At 63.4% G+C, this 25,422-nt stretch carries 24 protein-coding genes; 16 read left to right on the top strand and 8 right to left on the bottom strand.

Annotation, left to right across the window (positions count from 1 at the left end):
- Positions 1-10 precede the first annotated feature (10 nt).
- The 10 genes from mraY to lpxC all read left to right on the top strand — a co-directional run bounded on the left by mraY (position 11) and on the right by lpxC (position 11,694).
- A complete protein-coding gene (gene mraY / locus BUA41_RS13935) occupies positions 11-1,093 on the top strand; it encodes a phospho-N-acetylmuramoyl-pentapeptide-transferase (protein ID WP_072823924.1) in 1,083 nt (360 codons plus the stop codon).
- 35 nt (positions 1,094-1,128) lie between these two features.
- Positions 1,129-2,544, top strand: a complete 1,416-nt coding sequence (murD, locus tag BUA41_RS13930) for a UDP-N-acetylmuramoyl-L-alanine--D-glutamate ligase (RefSeq protein ID WP_072823922.1) — start codon at positions 1,129-1,131, stop codon at positions 2,542-2,544.
- Complete coding sequence (ftsW, locus tag BUA41_RS13925; RefSeq protein WP_072823920.1) at positions 2,541-3,716, top strand: putative lipid II flippase FtsW; 1,176 nt, start codon at positions 2,541-2,543, stop codon at positions 3,714-3,716. The genes murD and ftsW overlap by 4 nt, the downstream gene beginning before the upstream one ends.
- Before the next feature lie 41 nt (positions 3,717-3,757).
- Positions 3,758-4,840 (top strand): undecaprenyldiphospho-muramoylpentapeptide beta-N-acetylglucosaminyltransferase, encoded by a 1,083-nt coding sequence (murG, locus tag BUA41_RS13920; RefSeq protein WP_245791929.1) that lies wholly within the window; start codon positions 3,758-3,760, stop codon positions 4,838-4,840.
- Between the two features lie 4 nt (positions 4,841-4,844).
- Entirely contained in the window at positions 4,845-6,302 is a 1,458-nt protein-coding gene (gene murC / locus BUA41_RS13915) for a UDP-N-acetylmuramate--L-alanine ligase (protein ID WP_139249135.1), read from the top strand.
- A complete protein-coding gene (locus tag BUA41_RS13910; RefSeq protein WP_072823916.1) occupies positions 6,299-7,255 on the top strand; it encodes a D-alanine--D-alanine ligase in 957 nt (318 codons plus the stop codon). Before murC ends, BUA41_RS13910 begins: the two co-directional genes overlap by 4 nt.
- Positions 7,256-7,260: 5 nt before the next feature.
- On the top strand, positions 7,261-7,983 hold the full coding sequence (locus BUA41_RS13905; RefSeq protein ID WP_072823914.1) for a cell division protein FtsQ/DivIB: 723 nt from the start codon (positions 7,261-7,263) through the stop codon (positions 7,981-7,983).
- A gap of 206 nt (positions 7,984-8,189) precedes the next feature.
- A complete protein-coding gene (gene ftsA / locus BUA41_RS13900; RefSeq protein ID WP_072823912.1) occupies positions 8,190-9,464 on the top strand; it encodes a cell division protein FtsA in 1,275 nt (424 codons plus the stop codon).
- A gap of 36 nt (positions 9,465-9,500) precedes the next feature.
- Complete coding sequence (ftsZ, locus tag BUA41_RS13895) at positions 9,501-10,664, top strand: cell division protein FtsZ (protein WP_072823910.1); 1,164 nt, start codon at positions 9,501-9,503, stop codon at positions 10,662-10,664.
- Positions 10,665-10,779: 115 nt separating this feature from the next.
- A complete protein-coding gene (gene lpxC, locus BUA41_RS13890) occupies positions 10,780-11,694 on the top strand; it encodes a UDP-3-O-acyl-N-acetylglucosamine deacetylase (protein ID WP_072823908.1) in 915 nt (304 codons plus the stop codon).
- A gap of 91 nt (positions 11,695-11,785) precedes the next feature.
- Here lpxC and BUA41_RS13885 read toward each other — a convergent pair whose 3' ends face one another.
- Complete coding sequence (locus BUA41_RS13885) at positions 11,786-12,277, bottom strand: DUF721 domain-containing protein (RefSeq protein ID WP_072823906.1); 492 nt, start codon at positions 12,275-12,277, stop codon at positions 11,786-11,788.
- A gap of 67 nt (positions 12,278-12,344) precedes the next feature.
- On the opposite strand from BUA41_RS13885, the gene BUA41_RS13880 reads away from it, so the two are divergent.
- The 4 genes from BUA41_RS13880 (at position 12,345) to BUA41_RS13865 (ending at position 17,972) form a co-directional block, all read left to right on the top strand.
- Positions 12,345-12,695: a hypothetical protein gene (locus BUA41_RS13880; protein ID WP_072823904.1), complete on the top strand. Its 351-nt coding sequence runs from the start codon at positions 12,345-12,347 to the stop codon at positions 12,693-12,695.
- Positions 12,696-12,802: 107 nt separating this feature from the next.
- Positions 12,803-15,529 (top strand): preprotein translocase subunit SecA, encoded by a 2,727-nt coding sequence (secA, locus tag BUA41_RS13875; RefSeq protein WP_072823902.1) that lies wholly within the window; start codon positions 12,803-12,805, stop codon positions 15,527-15,529.
- Positions 15,530-15,781: 252 nt separating this feature from the next.
- Positions 15,782-16,996 (top strand): bifunctional glutamate N-acetyltransferase/amino-acid acetyltransferase ArgJ, encoded by a 1,215-nt coding sequence (gene argJ, locus BUA41_RS13870; RefSeq protein WP_072823900.1) that lies wholly within the window; start codon positions 15,782-15,784, stop codon positions 16,994-16,996.
- A 28-nt stretch (positions 16,997-17,024) separates the two neighbouring features.
- Positions 17,025-17,972, top strand: coding sequence for a Nudix family hydrolase (locus BUA41_RS13865; protein WP_072823898.1), 948 nt, complete (start codon positions 17,025-17,027; stop codon positions 17,970-17,972).
- Between the two features lie 68 nt (positions 17,973-18,040).
- Here the strand turns inward: BUA41_RS13865 and yacG are convergent, their stop codons facing one another.
- From yacG to pilB, 7 genes are all read right to left on the bottom strand, one after another.
- Positions 18,041-18,289 carry a DNA gyrase inhibitor YacG gene (yacG, locus tag BUA41_RS13860; protein WP_072823896.1) on the bottom strand — a complete coding sequence of 83 codons (249 nt, stop codon included), beginning with the start codon at positions 18,287-18,289 and terminating at the stop codon, positions 18,041-18,043.
- Positions 18,290-18,931: a dephospho-CoA kinase gene (gene coaE / locus BUA41_RS13855; RefSeq protein ID WP_072823894.1), complete on the bottom strand. Its 642-nt coding sequence runs from the start codon at positions 18,929-18,931 to the stop codon at positions 18,290-18,292.
- The gene (locus BUA41_RS13850) at positions 18,928-19,314 is read right to left on the bottom strand and encodes a HepT-like ribonuclease domain-containing protein (RefSeq protein WP_072823892.1); all 387 of its coding nucleotides are present in this window, start codon (positions 19,312-19,314) and stop codon (positions 18,928-18,930) included. Before BUA41_RS13850 ends, coaE begins: the two co-directional genes overlap by 4 nt.
- On the bottom strand, positions 19,311-19,601 hold the full coding sequence (locus BUA41_RS13845) for a nucleotidyltransferase family protein (protein WP_072823890.1): 291 nt from the start codon (positions 19,599-19,601) through the stop codon (positions 19,311-19,313). Before BUA41_RS13845 ends, BUA41_RS13850 begins: the two co-directional genes overlap by 4 nt.
- Positions 19,602-19,640: 39 nt before the next feature.
- Positions 19,641-20,507 carry a prepilin peptidase gene (locus BUA41_RS13840; RefSeq protein WP_072823888.1) on the bottom strand — a complete coding sequence of 289 codons (867 nt, stop codon included), beginning with the start codon at positions 20,505-20,507 and terminating at the stop codon, positions 19,641-19,643.
- A 355-nt stretch (positions 20,508-20,862) separates the two neighbouring features.
- Entirely contained in the window at positions 20,863-22,110 is a 1,248-nt protein-coding gene (locus BUA41_RS13835; RefSeq protein ID WP_072823886.1) for a type II secretion system F family protein, read from the bottom strand.
- A 154-nt stretch (positions 22,111-22,264) separates the two neighbouring features.
- Complete coding sequence (gene pilB / locus BUA41_RS13830; RefSeq protein WP_072823884.1) at positions 22,265-24,001, bottom strand: type IV-A pilus assembly ATPase PilB; 1,737 nt, start codon at positions 23,999-24,001, stop codon at positions 22,265-22,267.
- A gap of 334 nt (positions 24,002-24,335) precedes the next feature.
- On the opposite strand from pilB, the gene BUA41_RS13825 reads away from it, so the two are divergent.
- Both BUA41_RS13825 and BUA41_RS13820 read left to right on the top strand, forming a co-directional pair.
- Positions 24,336-24,797, top strand: coding sequence for a pilin (locus BUA41_RS13825; protein WP_072823882.1), 462 nt, complete (start codon positions 24,336-24,338; stop codon positions 24,795-24,797).
- A 266-nt stretch (positions 24,798-25,063) separates the two neighbouring features.
- Positions 25,064-25,333, top strand: coding sequence for a hypothetical protein (locus BUA41_RS13820; protein ID WP_072823880.1), 270 nt, complete (start codon positions 25,064-25,066; stop codon positions 25,331-25,333).
- Positions 25,334-25,422 lie beyond the last annotated feature (89 nt).

Here is a 25,422-nt window from a genome sequence, read left to right as displayed (position 1 = left end):
AACGCATTACATGCTGCTCTTTCTGGCCAAGATTCTGGCGCACTACCAAAGCGCCTTCGCTGTCTTCGAATACCTGACCCTGCGTGCCGTGCTCGGTACCTTGACCGCCCTGTTGCTGTGCCTGTGGTTCGGCCCCATGATGATCCGACGTCTGGTGGAGCGGCAGATCGGCCAGGCGGTCCGCGACGATGGCCCGCAGTCGCATCTTTCCAAGGCCGGCACCCCCACCATGGGCGGCGCGATGATCCTCGTCGCCATGGCGATCAGCACCCTGCTGTGGGGGGACCTGAGCAATCATTATGTCTGGCTGACCCTCGTCGTCACCCTGGGGTTCGGTGCTATCGGCTGGGTGGATGATTACCGCAAGGTCGTCGAGAAGAACCCGCGCGGCCTGCCGGCGCGCTGGAAGTACTTCTGGCAGTCGGTGCTGGGGCTGGGGGCCGCAGCGATCCTCTACGTCACCGCCGCGGGGCCGGTGGAGACCAGCCTGATCGTGCCGCTGTTCAAGGAGGTGGTGGTTCAGCTGGGGCTCTTCTACATCGTGCTGACCTACCTGGTCATCGTCGGCAGTTCCAATGCCGTCAATCTCACCGACGGGCTCGATGGTCTGGCGATCATGCCGACGGTCATGGTGGCGATGGGCCTGGCGGTGTTCGCCTACGCCAGCGGCAATGCCGTATTCGCCGAATATCTGCACATTCCCATGGTACCCGGGGCCGGGGAGCTCGCGGTATTCTGCGGCACCATCGCCGGCGCCGGGCTGGGCTTTCTCTGGTTCAATACCTACCCGGCCCAGGTCTTCATGGGCGACGTCGGTGCGCTGGCCCTGGGCGCGGCCCTGGGTGTCGTGGCCGTGGTGGTGCGCCAGGAAATCGTGCTGTTCGTGATGGGCGGCGTCTTCGTCATGGAAACCGTCTCGGTGATCCTCCAGGTGGGCTCCTACAAGCTTACCGGACGGCGTATCTTTCGCATGGCGCCCTTGCATCACCATTTCGAGCTCAAGGGCTGGCCCGAGCCGCGGGTGATCGTGCGCTTCTGGATCATCACCGTGGTGCTGGTGCTGATGGGGCTCGCGACGCTCAAGATTCGCTGATCGTCGCCACTGCTTTCATAACGCCGGGGATAAAGATGTCACGGGTACCACACGGCCACACCCTCGTTGTCGGGCTTGGTTTGTCCGGGGGCGCCATCGCACGGCATCTGGTGCGTCTCGGCACCCCCTTCATGATGGCCGATACCCGGCGAGACCCGCCGGGGCTGGAGGCGTTCCGCCACGCGCATCCTGATATCGAGGTGCATTGCGGCCCCTTGACCGAACTGGATCTCCAAGCGGCCCGGGAAGTGGTGGTCAGCCCCGGGGTGGACCCGCGAACACCCGGTCTCGAGGCGCTCTGGGAGCAGACCCTCGCCGGCGGCGAAGCGCCCCGGGTGGTCGGGGAGATCGCCCTGTTCGTGCGCCATTGTGCGGCACCGGTCGCGGCCATCACCGGATCCAACGCCAAGTCCACGGTGACCACCCTGCTCGGGGAAATGGCCCAGGAGGCCGGCCGACGGGTCGCCGTCGGCGGCAATCTGGGTACGCCGGCCCTCGATCTGCTGCAGGACAACCCGGACGCGGAGCTGTTCGTGCTCGAGCTCTCGAGCTTTCAGCTCGAGACGACGCCTCGCCTGGCAGCCGCTACCGCGGCCTTCCTCAATCTTTCCGAGGATCATCTCGACCGCCATGGGGACATGAGCGCCTATCGGGCCGCCAAGCTGGGGATCTTCCGAGGTGCCGCACATGCGGTGGTCAATGCCGAGGAACCGCTGACCTGGCCCGACGATCCGGCCATCCCCCGTGAAGCGTTCACCACCCAGCCGCCCCGGGCCGACGAGTGGGGCATCGCCGACTACGACGACGGCCAGGGGGGGCAGCCCTGGCTGATGCACGGCAAGACGCCCCTGCTGGCCGTGGCCGACATGCGCCTGCCCGGTCGCCACAATCAGGCCAACGCCCTGGCGGCGCTGGCCATGGGGCATCGGCTGGGTTTGTCCCTGACGGCCATGCAGCATGTGCTGAGGCGTTTTCCCGGCCTTCCCCATCGTGGCGAACTGGTCGGCGAAGGACAGGGCATACGCTGGATCAACGATTCCAAGGGCACCAATGTCGGCGCCACCCTGGCGGCGATCGCCGGCATCGGTACCACCCTCGAGGGCAAGCTGGTCTGGCTGGGTGGCGGGCTGGGCAAGGGCGCGGATTTCACGCCATTGAAGGCGCCGCTGGAAAGGCATGCCCGGGAGGCCATCGTGTTCGGTACCGATGCGCCTTGCCTTGCGGGTGCCATCGAGGGCACTCTGCCGGTCACGCGTACCCGGGACATGGCCGAGGCACTCGAGCACGCGGCACGCATCGCCTGGCCGGGGGATTGCGTCCTGCTCTCGCCGGCCTGTGCCAGCCTCGATCAATTCCCGAACTACATGGCCCGGGGTGACGCCTTTCGTGACTGGGTGAATCGTCATCTCGCCTCTCTCGATAACCGACTCGACAGCCAGGAGCCTTCATGACGTCTTGGGCAGGGCGTTTTTCCACCGTCGGACAGCCCTTCGACAGCTGGCTGTTGCTCGCGGTGGCATTCTTGCTGCTCACCGGCCTGGTCATGGTGACCTCCGCCTCGACCGAGATCGCCACGGCGCTGACGGGCAACCCGTTCTACTACGGCATTCGCCACGCGGTGTTCGTGCTCTTCGCGCTGGGGCTGGGCCTGGTGACGCTCAAGATTCCGCTGGCCTGGTGGCAGCGAAACGGCCCCTGGCTGCTGGTGCTGGGGTTCCTGCTGCTGATCCTGGTGCTGCTGGTGGGCACCGAGGTCAACGGCAGCAAGCGCTGGATTCCTCTGGGGCCAATCAACGTGCAGGCGTCGGAATTGGCCAAACTGTTCTTGATCGTCTATGTCGCCGGTTACCTCGAGCGCTTCCTGCCCGGCGTGAGACGACACCTGTGGGAGTTCGCCAAGCCGCTCCTGGTGCTCTTGCCGATGGCCGTGCTGCTCATCCTCGAGCCCGATTACGGGGCACTGGTGGTCATGACCAGCTGTGTCATGGGCATGCTGCTGCTGGCCGGTGCACCGCTCTTGCGCTTCATCCTGCTGATGGTGGTCGTGCTGCTGCTGGGCGGTTACGTCGCCATCGCCGAGCCTTATCGTCTCGAACGCATCACCAGTTTCGCCAACCCCTGGGCCGACATGTACGATTCCGGCTACCAGCTGACCCAGGCCCTGATCGCCTACGGGCGGGGCCACTGGCTGGGTCTGGGGCTGGGAGACAGTGTGCAGAAGCTGTTCTACCTGCCCGAGGCGCATACCGATTTCGTGTTCGCCGTCATCGCCGAGGAGCTCGGCCTGGTGGGGGCCGTCACGGTCATCGGCTTCTTCGCGCTGCTGGTCTATCGTGCCCTGGCCATCGGGCGGCGGGCCGAGCTGGCACGATTGCCGTTCGCGGCTTACCTCAGCTACGGTATCGCCCTGGTGTTCGGCGCCCAGGCGTTCATCAACATCGGCGTCAGCACGGGCATGCTGCCGACCAAGGGGCTGACACTCCCCCTGCTGAGTTACGGGGGGTCGAGCCTGGTGGTCAGCTGTATCATGGTCGCCCTGCTGTTGCGTGTGGACGTCGAGACACGTCGCTTGACCCGCTATGCCACTTCCCGACAAAAGGTAAAAGGAGCCCCCGCCCAGTGACATCCTCTTCCCGAGACGGCTCCGTGCGCCGCGTGCTGATCATGGCCGGTGGCACCGGCGGCCATGTGATTCCGGCGCTTTCCCTGGCGCGTGGCCTGATCGCCCGGGGGGTCACCGTAGAGTGGCTGGGCAGCCCCCGCGGCATCGAGAACCGTCTGGTACCCGCCGCGAACCTTCCCCTGCACCGTATCGACATTGCCGGCCTGCGCGGCAACGGGGTGGTCGGCTGGCTGGCAGCGCCCTGGCGGCTCGCACGTGCGGTGTCCCAGGCCTGGCGGATCCTCAAGTCCTACGATCCGCAACTGGTGGTGGGCATGGGGGGGTTTGCCAGCGGCCCCGGCGGGCTAGCCGCCTGGCTGTCTCGACGCCCCCTGATCGTGCATGAGCAGAATGCCGTGGCCGGCATGACCAATCAGGCGCTGTCGCGCCTGGCCACCCGGGTCTACGCGGCATTCCCCGGGGCCTTCCGCAAGGCGGGCAAGGCGCATCGTGAGGTCGTGGTCGGCAATCCGGTGCGCGACGACATCGCCGCCCTGGGGGAACAGCCACGTTCGGCGGATGAGATGCAGGGCCGGGGGCCGCGTATCCTGGTCGTCGGCGGCTCCCTGGGGGCCCAGGCGCTCAATCGGTGCTTGCCGGAAGCCCTGGCCCTGTTCCGTGAGCGGGTGGACGCCGACAGGGTTCCCGAGGTGCGCCATCAGGCGGGGCGCGACAAGGAGGCCGCCACGCGACAAGGTTATGCCGATGCCGGAATCAAGGCGCAGGTCAGCGACTTCATCGATGACATGGCCGAGGCCTATGGGTGGGCCGATCTGGTGATCTGCCGTGCCGGCGCCTTGACCATCGCCGAACTGGCCGCCGCCGCCAAGCCTTCACTGCTGGTGCCTTACCCTCACGCGGTGGATGATCACCAGACCGAGAATGCCCGGCACCTGGTCGATGCCGGGGCGGCACGGTTGATTCCCCAGGCCACACTGAGTGCGGCGACGCTTGCCGAAGCGCTGGCGACCGTACTCGACCCCGAACGTCTTGCCACCATGGCCGTTGCCGCTCGCGGCTGCGCCCATCTCGATGCCGTCGAGCGACTGGTGGCGGGCTGCATGGAGATCGGTTTTGAGCGATAGCACGATGTCTTCCCCGAACGATCGGAAACGCACCGCCACCGGCCTCGGCATGCGGCGTATCCGGCGCATCCATTTCATCGGCATCGGTGGCGCAGGCATGTGCGGCATCGCCGAGGTGCTGGCCAATCAGGGCTATCAGGTCAGTGGCAGCGATCTCAAGGAGTCGGCGGTCACGACGCACCTTCGCGACTGCGGCATGCGCATCGCCATCGGGCATGCGGCAGCACATGCCGAAGGCGCCGATGTGATCGTCGTGTCGACGGCAGTGAACCAGGACAACCCCGAGATTGCCTGGGCGCACGAGCACCGTGTACCCGTGGTCCGGCGGGCCGAGATGCTGGCCGAACTGATGCGGTTTCGTCACGGCATCGCGGTGGCCGGCACCCACGGCAAGACCACCACGACCAGCCTGACCGCGACCCTGCTGGCCGAAGGCGGGCTCGACCCGACCTTCGTGATCGGGGGCAAGCTGACCAGTGCCGGCACCAATGCGCGCCTGGGGGAAGGGGAGTACCTGGTGGCCGAAGCCGACGAGTCCGATGCCTCCTTCCTGCATCTGCAACCGATGGTCTCGATCGTGACCAACATCGATGCCGACCACATGGCCACCTATGCCGGGGACTTCTCGCGACTCAAGGACACCTTCATCGAGTTCCTGCACAACCTGCCGTTCTATGGCCTGGCGGTGCTGTGCCTGGACGACGATGACGTCCGGGGGCTGCTGCCCCGCGTGCAGCGCCAGTTCGTCACCTACGGCTTCAGTGCGGACGCCGACTATCGTATCGCCGACTTCGTCCAGGAGAGCGGCGAGATTCGCTTCACCGCGCTGCGCCCCGAGGGGCATGCCCCCCTGGCGGTGCGTCTGGCGATGCCCGGCGAGCACAATGCCCAGAATGCCCTGGCGGCGATCGCCGTCGCCACGGACGCCGGAATCGACGATGCGGCAATAGTCCGTGGACTGGCGGGTTTCGCAGGCGTCGGGCGGCGCTTCCAGGTGCATGGTGAATTCTCTCTGGAGAAAAGCCAGGGCGACGTCATGCTGGTCGACGACTATGGCCACCATCCCCGGGAAGTCGAAATGGTCATTCGCGCGGTGCGTGCCGGCTGGCCCAAGCGTCGCCTGGTGATGGTCTATCAGCCCCATCGCTACTCGCGGACTCACGATCTCTACGAGGACTTCGTTCGCGTGCTGTCCGAGGTCGATACCTTGCTGCTGCTCGACGTCTACAGCGCGGGAGAGACGCTCATTCCCGGCGCCGAGGGCCGGACGCTGGCCGGTTCGATTCGCCAGCGCGGTCGGGTCGACCCGCTGTTCGTCGAGAAGAAGACGGAATTGCCCGGCCTCCTCTCCCATGTGCTGCGGGACGGCGACATCCTGATCACCCAGGGAGCCGGCGACATCGGAGGCATTTCCTTGGCCCTGGCGGCCAGCCAGTTGAAGCTTGACGAGGTAGAGCTATGAACGATTCCCGGCAGGAAGCGGGTTCGAATCCCGGCGAGTTTGGCCGGGTGGTCGTGCTCTATGGCGGCGATTCCGCCGAGCGCGAGGTATCGCTGGTCAGCGGCAGGGCCGTGCTGGCTTCCTTGCAACGCAGTGGCATCGATGCCCGCGGGTACGACCTGGCGGCGGGGGGGCTGACCGGGCTGGAGGCACTGGCGCCGGACCGGGTGTTCATTGCCCTGCATGGGCGTGGCGGCGAGGACGGTACCCTGCAAGGCGCACTCGAGCTGCTCGGGATTCCCTATACCGGCAGCGGGGTGCTGGCCTCGGCGCTGGGCATGGACAAGCAGCGCACCAAGCAACTCTGGCACGCCCTGGCGTTGCCGACCCCCCAGAGCATCACCCTGCACCCCGAAGCCGACTGGAAGGCGGTGGTCGAACGACTCGGCCTGCCGCTGGTGGTCAAGCCGGTGCACGAGGGCTCGACCCTGGGTATCAGCATCGTCGACAGCCCCGATGCCTTGAAGTCGGCCTATCGGGAAGCGGCACGTTTCGATGCTGCCGTGATGGCCGAGCGCTTCATCGCCGGCGAGGAGTACACGGTGTCGCTGCTAGGCGACGACGTGTTGCCGGCAATTCGTGTCGAGGTGCCCAGCGGCTTCTACGATTACGAAGCCAAGTACCATTCCGATGAAACGCTCTACCACATCCCCTGCGGGTTGAGTGTCGAGGACGAACGCGATCTGGCGCGGTTGTGCCGACAGGCCTTCGAGGCGCTGGGATGCCGTGGCTGGGGGCGGGTCGACGTGATGCGCGACGACCAGGGCAGGTTCTGGCTGCTGGAGGTCAATACCGTTCCCGGCATGACCGATCATAGCCTGGTCCCCCAGGCCGCGGCTCACGCCGGGTTCGACTTCGATGCCCTCGTACTGCGCATTCTCGCCACGTCGCTGGCCATCAACGCGGAGAACTGAGTTCGATGGCGTCAGCCGGATCGCGAGGCACCCTGCTGGGTCTGCTGCTTCTGTTCGTATTGCTGGGTGCGGGTGGGCGTGCGCTATGGCTGTGGCTCGATCGACCCATCGAGCGTGTCTCGATCAGCGGTGACCTCGACTATGTCAGTGCCAGCTACCTCCGAGAGGAGCTGGCACCCCTGGTGCAGGGGCAGAGCTGGCTGTCGGTGGACCTTCAGAAATTGCGTGACCGGGCGCGCGCCATCGAGTGGCTATCGGAAGTGCGTGTCTCCCGGCATTGGCCCGATGCGCTGATGTTCGAACTCTACGAGCAGAATCCGGTGGCGCGCTGGAACGACGCCCTCCTTCTCAATTCCCGTGGCATTCCCTTCCGGCGAGGCGAGGTGACGGTGCCCGACGACCTGCCCGATCTGGCAGGCCCGCCAGGCAGTGGCCCGGAAGTGCTGGCGCTGCTCGACCGCTTGCAGGGCGGCCTCGCGTCCCTGAACCTCAAGGTGACCCAGCTGCGACTGGAGGATCGTGGTGCCTGGCGTTTCGAGATCGATGATGGCGTCTGGGTGATGCTGGGGCGTAACCAGCGAGACTCGCGTCTGGCGCGATTCGCCGCTGCCTGGCAGCGCCAGCTCGTCTCCCAGGCGTCGCGGATTCGCTACATTGATCTCCGCTATCCCAATGGTATCGTCGTTGCCTGGCATGGCGAAACGGAAGTTGCAGTACCACAACGTTAATACTCGGCGTTAATTTTTTAGCGCCAACGGCCGATAGTAGGGGCGGCAGGGGTATTTCTTTCGGAAAAAAATACCCGTATTCTATTGCTGAACTTATGTGTGGGCTGGATGAATAATTAACCTTGATTTTATAATCGGCCCGGAATTTTAATCGCGTATTTAAATGTTCTCTAAATACAGTGAAGATTGAGGAGTGATCCCGACCCATGGCAGTACAATCCAATGCTTCCAATATGGTGGTTGGGCTGGATATCGGGACGTCCAAGGTCGTGGCGATTGTCGGGCAACCCACTGACGACGGGGGGTTGGAAATCGCCGGGATCGGCTCCCATCCCTCACGTGGCATGAAGAAGGGCGTGGTCATCAATATCGAATCCACCGTGCAGTCCATTCAGCGCGCGGTGGAGGAGGCCGAATTGATGGCCGGTTGCGACATTCACTCCGTTTATGTGGGAGTGGCCGGCAGCCATATCAGCTCGATGAACTCCGATGGCGTGGTCGCGATCAAGGAGCGTGAGGTCACCCCCTCGGACATCGACCGGGTGATCGACTCGGCCCGGGCCCGAGCCATCTCGGAAGGGCAGCGCATCCTGCATGTGCTGCCCCAGGAGTTCGCCATCGACACCCAGGAAGGCATCCGCGAGCCCCTGGGCATGTCCGGGGTCCGGCTCGAGGCACGGGTGCACCTGGTGACCGCCGCCCTCAATGCCGTCCAGAACATCGAAAAATGCGTGCGTCGCTGTGGCCTGGAAGTCGATGACATCATTCTCGAACAGCTCGCCTCGAGTCACGCGGTCCTCACCGAGGACGAGCGCGAGCTTGGGGTGTGCATGGTCGATATCGGTGGCGGGACCACCGATATCGCCGTTTTCACCGAAGGGGCCATCCGCCATACCGCGGTGATTCCCATCGCCGGCGACCAGGTCACCAACGACATCGCCATGGCCCTGCGCACGCCGACGCAGTATGCCGAGGACATCAAGGTCAAGTACGCCTGTGCCCTGACCCAGCTGGCCTCGAGCGACGAGATGATCAAGGTCCCGAGCGTCGGCGATCGCCCGGCCCGGGACCTCTCTCGTCAGGCCCTGGCCGAAGTGGTCGAGCCGCGCTATGAAGAGCTTTTTACACTGGTACGCGAGGAACTGCGGCGCAGCGGATACGAGGATCTGGTCGCCGCAGGGGTGGTGTTGACCGGGGGAACATCGCGAATGGAAGGCGTGGTGGAACTTGCAGAAGAGATCTTCCACATGCCGGTGCGCATTGCCTGTCCCCAGAACGTTCGCGGTCTGGCGGATGTGGTGCGCAATCCGATTTATTCGACCGGGGTGGGTTTGCTACTCTACGGTATGCGTGAAGCCAAGCATGGTCAGGCCCGCGCGATATCGGCCCAGCCCCGGAGAGAAGAACACTCCCGGCGTGCCACCACGGATGAAACCTCGACGCTGAAACGGGTCAAGAGCTGGTTTAAAGGAAATTTCTGACAGGGGCCGTAGAGACGGCCACAGGAGACGGGGCAAATGTTCGAACTGGTAGATAACGCACCCTCCAGCAGCGCGGTCATCAAGGTGATCGGCGTCGGCGGAGGCGGCGGCAACGCCGTCAACCACATGGTCGAAAGCAACATCGAGGGCGTGGAGTTCATCTGCGCCAACACCGATGCCCAGGCGCTCAAGCGAGTCGCTGCGAAGACTGTTCTTCAACTCGGTACCGAGATCACCAAGGGGCTCGGTGCGGGTGCCAGCCCCGAAGTGGGTCGCCAGGCCGCCATGGAGGATCGCGAGCGTATCGCCGAACTTCTCCAGGGTGCCGACATGGTGTTCATCACCGCCGGCATGGGTGGCGGCACGGGCACCGGCGGCGCCCCGGTGGTGGCCCAGGTGGCCAAGGAACTGGGTATCCTCACCGTCGCGGTGGTGACGCGCCCCTTCCCCTTCGAGGGGCCCAAGCGCATGCGTGCCGCCGAGGAGGGGATGCGTGAGCTCTCCGAACATGTCGACTCCCTGATCACCATTCCCAACGAGAAGCTCCTGGCCGTGCTCGGCAAGAGCGCCAGCCTGCTGACCGCCTTCAGTGCCGCCAACGACGTGCTGCTCGGCGCCGTGCAGGGTATCGCCGAGTTGATCACCAGCCCCGGCATCATCAACGTCGACTTCGCCGACGTGCGCACGGTCATGTCCGAGATGGGCATGGCGATGATGGGCACCGGTGGCGCGGTAGGCGAGAACCGGGCCCGGGAGGCGGCCGAGAAGGCGATTCGCAGCCCGCTTCTCGAGGACATCGATCTGCACGGCGCCCGGGGCATCCTGGTCAACATCACCGCCGGGCCGGATCTGTCGATCGGCGAGTTCAACGATGTGGGTGCGACCGTTCAGGAGTTTGCCTCCCAGGATGCGACCATCGTCGTCGGCACCTCCATCGACATGGAAATGTCCGACGAGTTGCGGGTCACGGTCGTCGCGGCGGGTCTCGATGGCCAGCGGGAGAAGCCGGCGGCTCGCGAGAACGTCGCACGCCCCGAATCGACCGACTATCGCAAGCTGCAGCAGCCCACGGTGATGCGTCAGCAGGCTGCCAAGACAGAGCAGGAAAATGCCGCCAAGGCACGCCAGGAGAAGCGCAACTCGCAGGAGTTGGACGACTATCTCGATATCCCGGCGTTCCTGCGCCGCCAGGCCGATTGAGAATCGCCATGTGAGGCATAGGCAGGTGGTCAGGTGACATTTTTTTGTTAAAACGAACGTTCGCTGTTATAGTGAACACTGTTTTAAAATTCTCATGACATCCTGGCCCTTGCCCATGATCAAACAACGCACTCTCAAGAACACCATGCGTGCTACCGGAGTCGGCTTGCACTCCGGCGAGAAGGTCTGTCTGACGCTGCGCCCGGCGCCGGCCAATACAGGCATCGTCTTCGTGCGCACCGACCTCGATCCCGAGGTGCGCATTCCGGCACGCGCGGAAAACGTCACCGACACCACGCTCTGTACTGCCCTGTCCAGTGAGGGTGTCAAGGTGGCGACGGTGGAACACCTCATGTCGGCCTTCGCCGGGCTGGGCATCGACAACGTCTTCGTCGAGCTCGACGCCCCCGAGGTGCCGATCATGGATGGCAGTGCCGGCCCCTTCGTGTTTCTCATCCAGTCCGCAGGCATCGAGGAGCAGAACGCGCCGAAGAAGTTCATCCGCATCAAGCGTGAAATCGTGGTGCACGATGACGGAAAGGAAGCCGTGTTCACCCCGCACAACGGTTTCAAGGTCTCGTTCGCCATCGATTTCGACCACCCGGCCTTCGATCAGCAGAAACAGACCGCGACCGTGGATTTCTCGACCACTTCCTTCGTCAAGGAGGTTTCTCGAGCCCGGACCTTCGGCTTCATGCGCGATCTCGAGTTCCTGCGTTCCCAGAACCTGGCCCTCGGTGGCAGCCTGGACAACGCCATCGTCGTCGACGACTACCGCATTCTCAACGAGGGCGGGCTTCGCTACGATGACGAGTTCGTCAAGCACAAGGTGCTCGACGCCATCGGTGATCTCTACCAGCTCGGCTACAGCCTGATCGGCGAGTTTCGTGGCGTCAAATCCGGTCACGCGCTGAACAACCAGCTGTGCCGAGCCGTGCTCGACAACCCCGATGCCTGGGAGATCGTGACCTTCGAGGATGCCAGGCAGAAATCGCCGATCTCCTATTCCGCTCCCGAGATGGCCTTGTGAAGGCAGCGCCCTGAGGGCGCTGGAGCAGCAGATGCAAGGATGTCAGTCTTGACGCCGATCCGTCCAACGGGGTCGGCGTTTTTTGTCCCGGTCACGACGATTCGTCCGTGCCGTCTCTGGCTTCCGCATGAGCTGCCAGTCTCTCCAGGGAGCGCTTGAGGGCCGGATCGTCGACATCGGCGGCGCAGCAGGAGATCTCGTCGGCGGCTCGGGAAGAGAGTTCTCGGGCAAGACGCTGAGGGATCTTGGGTGGGCTGATGGGGCGCACCTTGAAGGTGAGGCCCAACACGGCCTCGAATTCGGGCAACTGATGCAGCAACTGCAGGAGTCGGGGTTGTTCGTAGCGCAGCCAGGTCATCCAGACGGCCCGGTCGGTTATCAGGGTCAGCTTGCCTTGCCGATACCCCCCGACGAAGATGTGTTCACGCACTTCCTCGGGCAGATGCTCGCGCAGATGTCGCTGTGCCCGGTCGATGACCCGGGCCATGCGCATGAGCCCTCCCAGATCCCCCGAGCCGGCGGATGTTCCTTCCAGCAGCCGGGTCATGGGCTGGGCTCGGAAACGCTTAGGCTTTATACTCATGGGCTTGCCCGCGTACTCGCCATCGTCGATGCACGCAATCTAACACGGTCAGGAGCCTACCGACAGCATGACCTCCAGCAGCACTCTCACCCCCGTGGCGGACTGCCGCCCGCGTCGTCGCCTGGGCTCGCGGTGGTGGCTGGCCGGACTGCTGGTGAGTTGCCTGCTGCCCGCAGCGCTGGCCCAGGGCGAGCCGCTACGCCTGACCGAACGCCTGAGCCAGCAGTGCCTGATGGTCTCCGGTGCGATTCGTGCCCATTCCCGACGGGTGGGCCAGCGTACGCTTTCACGCTTTCTGGGCAGGCGCCGCAAGCGTGGCTGCCCGGGCCTTCCCGGTTCACTTCGCACAGCGTCGCTGCGGCCCTGTGCCGACCATGATGTCCTCAGCCGTCGCGGCCCGCCAGGATGCTTTCGTTGATCGTTGCCCCTCCTTCGAAAGAATGCCTGGGGCATGTCATCGCATGACGAAGTGCCAGCGTTCTCGCGACTTCGTCTGACGCACCCCTCAAGAAGTCAGGACATCGCATGTTAAACAGTGTGTTACGTAAACTGGTTGGCTCGAAGAACGACCGCGAAGTCAAGCGCATGGGTAAATTGGTCAACGAGATCAATGCGCTGGAAGAACAGACCCAGGCCCTGTCCGATGCCGAGCTCCAGGCGCGCACCGAACAGCTCCGCGAGCGCCTGCGCGGCGGCGAAAGCCTCGACAAGCTGCTGCCCGAGGCGTTCACCACGGTGCGCGAGGCCAGTCAGCGCGTCATGGGCATGCGCCACTTCGACGTGCAGCTGATCGGCGGGATCACCCTGCATCGCGGTCGCATCTCCGAGATGAAGACCGGGGAAGGCAAGACCCTGGTGGCCACCCTGGCGGTCTATCTCAATGCCTTGCCCGCCCGGGGCGTGCACGTGGTCACGGTCAACGACTACCTGGCCAAGCGCGACGCCGACTGGATGCGTCCGCTCTACGAATTTCTCGGCCTGAGCGTCGGCGTGATCTTCGCCGGCCAGACCTCGCAGCAGAAACGCGAGGCCTATGCCTGCGACATCACCTACGGCACCAACAACGAGTACGGCTTCGACTACCTGCGCGACAACATGGCCTTCTCGCTGGAGGACAAGGTACAGCGGGAGTTGCATTATGCGATCGTCGACGAGGTCGACTCGATCCTCATCGACGAGGCGCGCACGCCGCTGATCATTTCGGGACCTGTCGAAGAGAACACCGAGCTCTACAAGGTCGTCGACCGGCTGGCCACCGAACTCAAGCGCTGCGAGGACGAGGAAGACCCCGCCAGCGGCGACTTCATCCTCGACGAGAAGCAGAAGCAGGTCGAGCTGACCGAAGAGGGCCACCACAAGGTCGAGGGGCTGATGCGGCGACAGGGGCTGCTCGATGAGCAGGATTCTCTCTACGCCGCGCAGAACCTGGGCTTGCTGCACCATATGCATTCGGCCCTGCGGGCACGTCATCTCTTCCACCGTGATGTCGACTACATCGTCAACAACGGCGAGGTGGTCATCGTCGATGAGCATACCGGCCGCAGCATGCCGGGACGGCGCTGGTCGGAAGGCTTGCACCAGGCCGTGGAAGCGAAGGAGGGGGTGGCGATCCAGCGCGAGAGCCAGACGCTGGCCTCCACCACCTTCCAGAACTATTTCCGCCTCTACGAAAAGCTGGCCGGGATGACCGGTACCGCCGATACCGAGGCCTTCGAGTTCCGCCAGATCTACGGGCTCGACGTGATGGTGATTCCCACCAACAAGCCGATCCAGCGCCAGGATTTCAACGATCTGGTCTATCTTTCCGCCGAGGAGAAGTTCGAGGCGATCATCGAGGACGTCAAGACCCAGCGGGAAGCGGGGCGCCCGATCCTAGTGGGCACGGCGTCGATCGAGACCTCCGAGCTGCTGTCGGGGCTCATGAAGCAGGGAGACATCCCTCACAACGTCCTCAACGCCAAGCAGCACCAGAGCGAGGCCGAGATCATCGCCCAGGCGGGACGTCCCGGTGCCATCACCATCGCCACCAACATGGCCGGTCGCGGCACCGATATCGTGCTGGGCGGCAACTGGGAAGCCGAGGTCGCCAAGCTCGACAACCCGACCCAGGAGCAGATCGACGCCGCCCGGGCGGAATGGCAGGCGCGCCACGACGCGGTACTCGAGGCCGGTGGCCTGCATGTGATCGGCTCGGAGCGTCACGAATCCCGACGCATCGACAACCAGTTGCGCGGCCGCTCGGGACGCCAGGGCGACCCCGGCTCGACCCGCTTCTTCCTCTCCCTGGAAGACAGCCTGATGCGTCTGTTCGGCTCGGATCGGGTGCAGCGCCTGATGCAGGCACTGGGACTCGAGCACGGCGAGGCCATCGAGCACAAGATGGTGTCCAACGCCGTCGAACGTGCCCAGAAGAAGGTCGAGGGACGCAACTTCGACATCCGCAAGCAGCTCCTCGAATACGATGACGTCGCCAACGACCAGCGTCGCGTCATCTACGAGCAGCGTGACGAGATCCTCGGTGCCGATGACGTCTCGGCCAACGTGGCGGGGATTCGCGACGAGATGCTCGACAGCGCCATCAGCGATTTCGTTCCGCCCCAGAGTCTGCCCGAGCAGTGGGACCTCGAAGGGCTGCAGCAACATCTCAAGGCCGAGTTCAACCTCGATGTCCCGTTGACCCAGTGGGCGGAAGAGGACGAGCATTTCCACGAGGAACTGCTTCGCGAACGGCTGCAGACCCGTCATCGCGAGATCTATGCCGCCAAGGTCGAGGCCATCGGCGAAGAATTGATGCACCGCTTCGAGAAACAGGTCATGCTGCAGGTGCTCGACACCCGCTGGAAGGAGCACCTGCAATCCATGGATCACTTGCGCAGGGGCATTCACCTGCGCGGCTATGCCCAGAAGAATCCCAAGCAGGAGTACAAGCGCGAGGCCTTCGAGCTGTTCCAGGCATTGCTGAACAACATCAAGCACGATGTGACGCGCATCCTCAGCCACGTACAGGTGCGGCGCCAGGAAGAGGTCGATGAGCTCGAACGCCAGCGTCGCGAGGCCCTGGAGCGGGAGAAGGCCGCCGCTCAACAGACCCGCGAGGACGCCGCCCGGGAAGAGGCAGCCAGCGAGGTCGATCAGGGTGCCCAGGAAACCCAGCAGACCGTACGCCGCGAGGGCCCCAAGGTAGGCCGCAACGATCCCTGCCCATGCGGTTCCGGCAAGAAATACAAGCAGTGTCATGGCAAGTTGAGCTGAGAGGGTGTTTATAAATTACTGCGCTCGGCCATGCTGTGTTGAAATCAGTCTGGTACGCCAGCCCGGTCAACATGCTCATTTACACTCTGTAAACTCGAGCGCGAGCCCGGTCCTTTTTTCGACTGATTTCGCTTTGTGACTCACATGGATGTGGGAAATGCGTTAGCCCGCAGGAGCGGGCTTAGCCCTGATCTTCGCTCGTGACTTTTGTAAATACCCTCTGAAAGGGTGCTTCGAACATAGGAGAACGCGATGGCGGTAGGTGAGATTGGCTTTCCCGACATGCCAGTGATCGAGGGCATCCGGCTGGGCTCGGCGAAGGCGGGCATCAAGAAGCCCGATCGTCGCGACCTCGTGGTCATCGAGGTTCCCCAGGGCGCAAGGGTCGCAGGCACGTTCACGCGCAATGCCTTCTGCGCCGCGCCGGTGCATGTCGCGCGGGAGCACCTGGCCGGCCAGTCGCCGCATTATCTGCTGATCAATACCGGCAACGCCAATGCTGGCACCGGCGAACAGGGCCTGCGCGACGCCCGGGCCTGCTGCATGGCGCTGCGGGAGCTGACCGGCGTGCCGCATACCGCGGTACTGCCGTTTTCGACCGGGGTGATCGGCGAGCCGCTGCCCGTCGAACGCATCTGTCGAGGGCTGCCCGAGGCACTGGCGAGTCTGGACGACTCCGCCACTGCCTGGCGCCAGGCGGCAGAGGGCATCCTGACCACCGACACGCGCAGCAAGGGCGCCACGGCGACCTGCCGGATCGGCGGCAAGACCGTGACTCTCAACGGCATCGCCAAGGGGTCGGGAATGATCAAGCCCGACATGGCCACCATGCTGGCATTCGTCGCCACGGACGCGGCGATCGAGCAGCCCCGCCTCGATGTACTGCTGCGCGAATCCGTGGATCGCTCCTTCAACTGCATCACCGTCGACAGCGATACCTCGACCAACGATGCCTGCATGCTCATTGCCACCGGTCGCGGTGCCGAGGTGACAGAGGCCGAGGATATCGCGCGCTTTCGCGAGGCGCTCGACCGGGTATTGATCTCGCTCGCCCAGCAGATCATCCGCGATGGCGAAGGGGCGACCAAGTTCGTGACCCTCGAGGTGACCCAGGCCGCCTCGCGGCAGGAAGCCCTTGACGTGGCCTTCACCGTCGCTCATTCGCCGCTGGTCAAGACGGCGCTCTACGCCTCGGATGCCAACTGGGGGCGCATCCTGGCCGCGGTCGGTCGCGCGCCGGTGCCTGGCTTCGACGTCGACAAGGTCACCATCGACCTGGGCGATGTCAGGCTGGTGGAGCAGGGGGGCCGCGCCCCAGGTTACACCGAGCAGGCGGGAAGCGCCGTGATGGCCCGGGAAGACATCACCATTCGCATCGCACTGGGTCGTGGAGAGGCATCGGCCACGGTGTGGACCTCGGACCTTTCCCACGACTACGTGACGATCAATGCAGATTACCGCAGCTGAATCCAGAATGACGAGGACTGTAAGCCACATGATCAAACGCAGGGTACATGTCGCGGCGGCCGCCATTTTCAGTAGCGATGGTCAGGAAGTCCTGTTGGCGCGGCGTCCCTCCATCGTCGATCAGGGCGGCTTGTGGGAATTCCCCGGCGGCAAGCTCGCCCCCTACGAGACCGGCTTCGAGGCGCTCAAGCGCGAATTGCATGAAGAACTGGGCATTACCATCAAGCGGGCGCAACCACTGATTCGCGTGCCTCATGAATACCCCGACAAGCATGTGCTGCTGGATGTCTGGCAGGTACACGAATTCGAGGGAGAGCCTTATGGCCGGGAAGGCCAGGCGGTGCGCTGGGTCGGGCTCGACGACCTGTTCAACTACGCGTTCCCGGCGGCCAACCTGCCGATCCTGCGCGCGGTCATGCTGCCTCCGGAATACCTGATCAGCGCCGAGGAAGAGGAGGACACACGCTTTCTCTCGCGCCTCGAACGCGCCCTGGGCGAAGATGGCGTGCGGCTGGTGCAGTTGCGGGCCAAGACGCTGGACGAAAGCGCCTATCTCGAACGAGCCGAGAAGAGCCTGGCGCTCTGCCGAGACTATGGCGCCCGGCTCCTGCTCAACGCCGATCCCGGACTGCTCGACAAGGTCGATGCCCACGGCGTTCACCTGACCAGCGAACGCCTGATGACACTCGAACGGCGTCCCGTCGCCCAGGGCAAATGGCTGTCTGCCTCGACCCACGATCGGGTTCAGCTCGAGCAGGCCACGCGCATCGGCTGCGACTTCGTCACCCTCTCGCCGCTGCGTACCACGCCCACTCACCCGGAAGCGGCTCCCCTGGGCTGGCACGACTTCCAGCAGCTCGTCGAATATGCCGGCATGCCGGTCTATGCGCTGGGCGGCATGACCCGGGAGGATGCCAACCGGGCCAGGGCCGTCGGCGCCCAGGGGATTGCCTCGATTCGCTGTTTCTGGCGATAGTGCTGATTTCGAGCTTCAAACGGGCAAGGCCACGCAATCGCGTGGCCTTGTCATTTTATCCGACCATTTCATTGCTGCCCGCCACGCTCCAGGCGATCGATCAGGGCGTCCAGGTCGGCTTCGTCCATGGCGGGTTCGCCGGCGATGCGGTGGGATTCTTCGGCCCAGGCACCCAGGTCGAGCAGTCGGCAGCGCTTCGAGCAGAAGGGGCGGTAGGGATTGTCCGTCGTCCAGACCACCTTTTTGCGGCATTCGGGGCAGGCGACTTCCAGGGGCGGCTGCTTGTCGTCGTCATGGTTGTCGGGGGTCATGGGCATCTACTGTTCGGATGTGTGGGCGGTCGCCAGGCCTCGATAACGGGCATCGAGTTCGGCCACTTGCCTGGCCAGGGCATCACGATCTCCCTGATTATCGATGACGTCATCCGCCATTGCCAGTCGTTTGCTCCGTGGCATCTGGGCCTCGATGATCGCCCGGGCCTGTGCTTCGTCGACCTCGTCGCGCTGCATGGTGCGTGCCATCTGCAGGCTCTCCGGCACATCGATCACCAGGCAGCGATCGACCAGCTCGCGCTGGCCGGACTCGAACAGCAGGGGGGACACCAGTAGATGGTAGGGGGCGCCGCTGGCACGCATGCCCTCGAGACGTTCGAGCAGGCGCTGGCGTATGCGCGGATGGGTCACGGATTCCAGCCAGCGTCGCTGCCCTTCATCGGCGAAGACGATGGCCCGCAGGGCGCGACGATTCAGCCGGCCCTGGGCATCGAGCACCTCGGGGCCGAAGCGTTCGGCGATTTCGGCCAGGGCCGGCTCGCCGGGCGCCACGACTTCCCGGGCGACATCGTCGGCATCGACCCAGGGAATGCCGAGCGCGGCGAAGGCCTGGGCCACCGCGCTCTTGCCCGAGGCGATGCCACCGGTGACGCCGATGGTCAGGGGGCGTTGCTCATCGGTATTCATGGGGATGGTGGCACTCCATTCCGGTCGAGCGCTTGAACCCCCTCATGGACTCGAGCCTCTAGCATGGGCAAATCTCTCACAACGGTATTCCAGACCATATTCAGGTCAACTTTGAAGTACCCGTGCGCCAGCGCATTACGTGCGCCGTAAGCGGCTTTTAGGGGAAAGTCTGGATGTTGCGAAGAGAAGTCTGGGAAATGGCGCTGGATATTGCCTGCTGCTTCACCGATGATCTCCAGATTGCGAATGACTGCATCCTGTTTCTCTTCGTTGGCTAGGAATGCGGAATAGTCGATATCTGCGAGGTACCGCCGAATACGATCAATAGCCTGCTGGATGTGTTCTAGGTAATCTCTCAAGGCAAGTTCGTCTCGCCTGCTCATACCCCCCGTGCCTCACGCAGCACACTCTTTTTCCACCTGTCCGGCAGTGCCCCGGGGGTCAGTACATCGACCTCGACACCGAGAAGTTCCATCAACTCGGCGCGGATGGCACCAACGTCGAAGAGAGAGGTTTCCTCGGTGATGTCGATAAGGATATCCAAGTCGCTCCCATCAGTATCTTGCCCGTGAAGCACCGAGCCGAAGATGCGTGGATTCTTGGCGTGATGTTGTTCAACAATCCGTCGGATGGCCTCTCGGTGTCGTTGATAGGCAATGGATGGCTTCATGCGGAGACCCAAATAGGTTGCGTCGAGATAGCGCGTCTTTCAGAACAGCATTATGGCCTGATATATTCCCATCAGATAGCCCCCGAAGAGTAGCGTGATCCACCCGGCCATGGCCAGGAAGGGGCCGAAGGGCAGGGGCATGCCGCGCAGCCGGGGTATCGCCAACTGGACGACGATACCTACCACGGCGCCCACGCCGGCGGAGAGAATCAGTAACAGCGGCAGCATTTCCCAACCTGTCCAGGCGCCAAGGGCCGCCAGCAGCTTGAAGTCGCCGTAGCCCATGCCCTCCTTGCCGGTGACAAGCTTGAATAGCCAGTAGAAGCACCACAGCACCAGATAGCCGGCCACCGCGCCGATCACGGCGCTTTCCAGCATCCAGGGCTGGAAGGCCAGTTGATAGAGCAGGCCGAGCCAGAGCAACGGCAGGGTCAGGATATCGGGCAGCAACTGGGTACGCAGATCGATCAGCGCCAGGGTCAGCAGTATCAGGCAGGCCGCGCTCAGCAACAGGCTGGCGGCATCGAAACCGTTGATGGCCACCACGGCCAGCACCATCGCGCCGCCGGCCAGCTCGATCAGCGGGTATTGCACGCTGATCGGCTGATGGCAGTGGGCGCAGCGCCCGCGCCGCTTGAGATAGCCGAGCACCGGGATGTTGTCGTGCCAGGCGATGGGCGTGCCGCACTGCGGGCAGCGTGAACGCGGCGTCACCAGGTTGATCCGGGGCAATGCCGAGGCGCCGCTCTCTTCCGGCAGGGCCAGGGCTTCCCGAGCCTCGGCGCGCCACTGCAGCATCAGCATGCCCGGCAATCGCGCCACCACCACGTTGATGAAGGACCCGATCACCAGACCCAGAAGTGCCGCCAGCGGCAAGGCAATGACGGCAGGAATATCGCTGTACAAGATGGCTCCTCGAAAACAGGCTCTTCGACGTTTCATATGGATTCGGACTGACCCATCGCCCGATAAATCGGGCTCCTACAAAACCCTTTTATAACAACCACCTGTAGGAGCTCGCTTCAGCGAGCGGGGGGTTGGCCAGAATCGCCCGATAAATCGGGCTCCCACCACCCCGGTGGCTCTGATCAGTTGTGAGCTCGCTTCAGTGAGCGAGGGGTTGGCCAGAATCGCCCGATAAATCGGGCTCCCGCCACCCCGGTGGCTCTGATCAGTTGTGGGAGCTCGCTTCAGCGAGCGAGGGGTTGGCCACAGTAGTGATCATTTCAACGCCGTATCGCCGAGTGCAGTAGATCGTGACCTAGATGGCGTTGCCCATCTCAAATATGGGCAGATACATCGACACCACCAATCCACCCACCATCGTCCCCAGCACCACGATGATAAAGGGTTCGAGCAGCGAGGTCAGTGCATCGACCTTGTTGTCCACGACCTCCTCGTAGAAGTCCGCTACCTTGTTGAGCATGGCGTCGAGCGAGCCGGCCTCCTCGCCGATACTGACCATCTGGGTCGCCAGGATGGGAAACAGGTTGACGCTGCGCATGGCGAAGTTGAGCCGCTGGCCGTTGGAGACATCCTCGCGGATCTGCCGGATGGCACGCTCGTAGACCTTGCTGTCGACGGCGCCGGAGGCGGTCTCCAGGGCCTCGACCAGCGGTACGCCGGCGCTGAAGGTGGTCGCCAGGGTGCGGGCGAAGCGCGCCACCGAGGACTTGTCGACGATGTCGCCGATGACCGGCAGGCGCAGCATCAACTGGTGCATCTTGTAGGAGAAGGCCTCGGAGCGCCGCATGGCCTGGCGCATGAGCATCACGAAGCCGATCACCGCACCCAGGGCGTAGTACCAGTATTGCTGCGCCATTTCGGAAAGCGTGATGGTCATGCGGGTCATCGCGGGCAGCTCGGCGCCGAAGCCGGCGAACATGGACTCGAACTGGGGCACCACCTTGATCAGCAGCAGGGCGGTGACGCCGATGCCCACCCCGATGACCGCCACGGGGTAGTACATGGCCTTGCGTACCCGGGCCTTGAGGGACTCGATCTTCTCCTTGTAGGTGGCCACGCGCTCGAGCATGCGATCCAGGGAGCCGGCCTGCTCGCCGGCGGCGACCATGTTGGTGAACAGGCGATCGAACTGGCGCGGGTGCTTGCGCAGTGCCTCGGAGAAGCTGGCGCCGGCCGCCACGTCCTCGGCGAGGCGCTGCACCAGATTGCGCATCGCCGGGTTGCTCAGGCTCTCGGCGACCACGTTGAAGGCCTGGAGTACCGGCACCCCGGCGCGAATCATGGTCGCCATCTGGCGCGCGAAGAGCATGATGTCGCGGGGCTTGACCTTCCCCTTGCCGCCGAACAGGTTGCTCTTCTTGCGGACGTTCTTGACCAGGATGCCCTGCTTGGCGAGCTCTTGTTCCACCTCGCCCTTGTAGGCCGCGATGTGCTCGCCGCTGACCGACTTGCCCTGGGTGTTCTTGCCGGTCCAGTGCCAGCGTTGCAGCTTGCTCTTCTCGTGCGGCTTGTAGCGCCGCGATACGCGTGCGGTGGTAGCCATGATGTTTTCCCTGTGTACGATTCTTTTTTATCGCCGTTGCGAGTCGGCAATTGCTCGCTCGAACGTGCGTTTTTGCTTATGGCGTCTTTTCTTGCTGTGTTGTTTCCAGGCTGCGCCTGGAAAGTGACTGCGCTCGGCCACTTTCCAGACAAGTCTAATCCCTGGTGACGCGATTGACCTCCTCGAGGCTGGTAGCGCCCTCCAGCACCTTCAGCAGCCCGCTGCGACGCAGGTCGGGATGCCCCTCGCTGCGCGCCTGGGCATCGAGTTGAAGCGAGTTGCCCTGCTGCATGATCAACTGGCTCATCGCCTCGCTGATCGGCACCACTTCATAGATGCCCACTCGCCCCTTGTAGCCTAGCGTACATCGCTCGCAGCCGACTGCCTGATAAATGGTCGCACCGTCGAGTTCTTGCTCCGTGCAGCCCTCCTCGAACATGACCTTCCGGGGGATGTCCGCGGGCTGCTTGCAGTGGGAGCAGAGCCTGCGCGCCAGACGCTGGGCGATGATCAGCGACACGGAACTGGCAATGTTGAAGGGGGCGACCCCCATGTTCTGGAGACGTGTCAGGGTTTCGGCGGCAGAGTTGGTATGCAGGGTCGAGAGTACCAGGTGGCCGGTCTGGGAGGCCTTCACCGCGATTTCCGCGGTCTCCAGGTCACGAATCTCGCCGACCATGACCACGTCCGGGTCCTGGCGCAGGAAGGCGCGCAGGGCGCTGGCGAAATCCAGCCCGATCTTGGGCAGCACGTTGACCTGGTTGATCCCCGGCAGCTTGATCTCGACCGGGTCCTCGGCGGTGGAGATGTTGCGTTCCTCGGTGTTGAGGATGTTCAGGCCGGTGTAGAGGCTCACCGTCTTGCCGCTGCCGGTGGGGCCGGTGATCAGGATCATGCCCTGGGGCTGGGCCAGGGCGCGTTCGTACATTGCCTTCTGGGCCGGCGAGAAGCCGAGCACGTCGATGCCTAGCCGCGCCGAGGCCGGGTCGAGGATACGCAGCACGATCTTCTCGCCGTAGACCGTCGGCAGGCTGTTGACACGGAAGTCGATCGAGCGGTTCTTCGACAGGTTGAGCTTGATCGCCCCGTCCTGGGGCAGGCGGCGCTCCGAGATATCCAGCCGTGCCATGACCTTGAGACGCGCGGCGATTCGGGTACGCATGGCGAAGGGAGGGTGGGCTACCTCGTGCAGCACGCCATCGATGCGAAAACGCACCCGGAAGCTGCTTTCGTAGGTCTCGACGTGGATGTCCGAGGCGCCGCGCTTGATCGCATCGAGCAGGATGCGATTGACGAACTTGACCACCGGCGCGTCGTCTTCCGACGCGGTGATCGAGGTGTCCTCGTCGTCCTCATCCCCGCTTTCAAAATCCATCTCGCCGATGGCGTCGTCCGCGCCGGCGAGTTCGTCCAGCGCGCTGCCGTCATCCGCCTTGTCCAGGTAGTTCTCCAGGACGGCTACGAGCTGGTCGACCGGGGCCAGCACGGCCTCGACGTTCAGGCCGATGGCGAACTGCAGCTCATCCAGCAGTGCCAGGGTGGAAGGGAAGGGGACGGCGACGGTCAGGCGGTGCCTGGTGCGCGTCAGCGGCATGATGCGATGGCGACGCAGGATCTTCTCGGGCATCTCGCCGGGGGGTGGCAACAATTCCCGGTTCAGCGCCTCGAGGCTGATCAGCGGCAGCCCGTATTCCCAGGCGGCGGCGAGGGTGGCCGCCCCGGCATCGACCCGCCCGTTGTCGATGAGGTGCTCGAGCAGCGAGACACTCTTCTCGTCTGCCTCCTGCTCCGCCTTGCGCACGGCCTCTTCGCCGATCAGCCCCTCCTTCACCAGGCGTCGTGACAACCCCTGCAACCCGGGGCCGGCCATGAGCGCCTCGGCCGAGAACATCGGCCGGGTTTCGCGCCCCTGGGTAGGGGCGTGCTCTTCTCTCACGAGAGTCGATGAAAGGTGCGATGGTCGAGAAGCGCTCATGGCAAGGACTCTGATGGGATGATGACATTCATGTTCATACCGCTCTTTATCGGCAGCGGCACCGAGCGACCTTAGCCTGGGGATGTGGCGTTTTGTCAGTCAATGTAACCGCAACAAAATCCTAAAGTCGCGGACGGTCGGGCCGATAAGGAGAGTGTGAACCTGATGCCGGGTTCGAACGAATGAACGCTGGCAGTGCCGGCACGAGAAACATTCAGTGTTTGAACGGGGAACGACAATGAGCAACTCAATGAAAGGGCAAGGCGGCTTCACGCTGATCGAGCTGATGATCGTGGTGGCGATCATCGGTGTATTGGCAGCCATCGCCATTCCGCAGTATCAGAATTACGTGGCCAAGTCCCAGGTTAGTCGTGTTATGTCAGAGACTGGTCAGCTAAGAACTGCAGTTGAAACTTGTATTTTGGAAGGCCGGCTTGCGGCTGCTGATTGTGATACAGGCGCGACTGATTCAAACCTGCTGGATGGTAATGCAGTGACTATCGCTTTTCCTCTCACGACTCAGGCAACGATTATAGGAAATTTTGGCGGTAACGCTTCTGCTGCCATTGCTGACAATCAGTTAACTTGGACACGTGATGTGGATGGTTCTTGGGCGTGTGCTACGGATGTCGATGCCGCATTTAGGCCCACTGGCTGTGCTGCTGCTGCTGGTGGCGGTGGCGGTGGCGGTGGCGGTGCTGGCAACAGTTAATAATCAACATAGTCTCAGTTATTAATTTGTGTCTATGCATGGGTTGGCTGTTGCCAATCCATGCTTTTTATATTGAGCTTTAAATAACGAGGGGCATAATAGCGCCAGAAGTTTCAGTCGCTGGCAAATCCTCCGGCACATTACAATCGCTAAACACCGCCTCAAACCACCCTCTATTCATGCCTTGCGCCCAACTTGTTCTATCAGCTACCGTGAATATAGATGCTTGGCATCGACCACAATGAACCAGAAGCAAGGGTACGCATATGGCCATCTTTTCCATCAGTTACGATCTTCAACTTCCCCAGGAATACGCCGGCTTCTACGATACCCTCGAGGCCTACCCGCATAGGCAGGTGATGGATTCCTGCTGGCTCATCGAGGCCAATGCGGATGCCGGCGAGATTCGCGATGCACTGGTGCCGCATATCAGCGGCGGCGATGCGCTGTTCGTCAGCCGCGTCAGCGACGACTGGGCCGGGGCGGGGACCCATTGCGGCGAGTGGTTGAATGAACCGAAGCGGCAATACGCCTAGGCTTTTCCTGAAGCGGCAGGGACGCCGCCCAAGGCGTTTCATATGGATTTGGCCTGATCCATCGCCCGATGAATCGGGCTCCTACCACC

The sequence above is a fragment of the Modicisalibacter ilicicola DSM 19980 genome, assembly GCF_900128925.1.
GTDB lineage: Bacteria > Pseudomonadota > Gammaproteobacteria > Pseudomonadales > Halomonadaceae > Modicisalibacter > Modicisalibacter ilicicola.
This window is presented reverse-complemented; position numbering and strand designations above follow the sequence as displayed.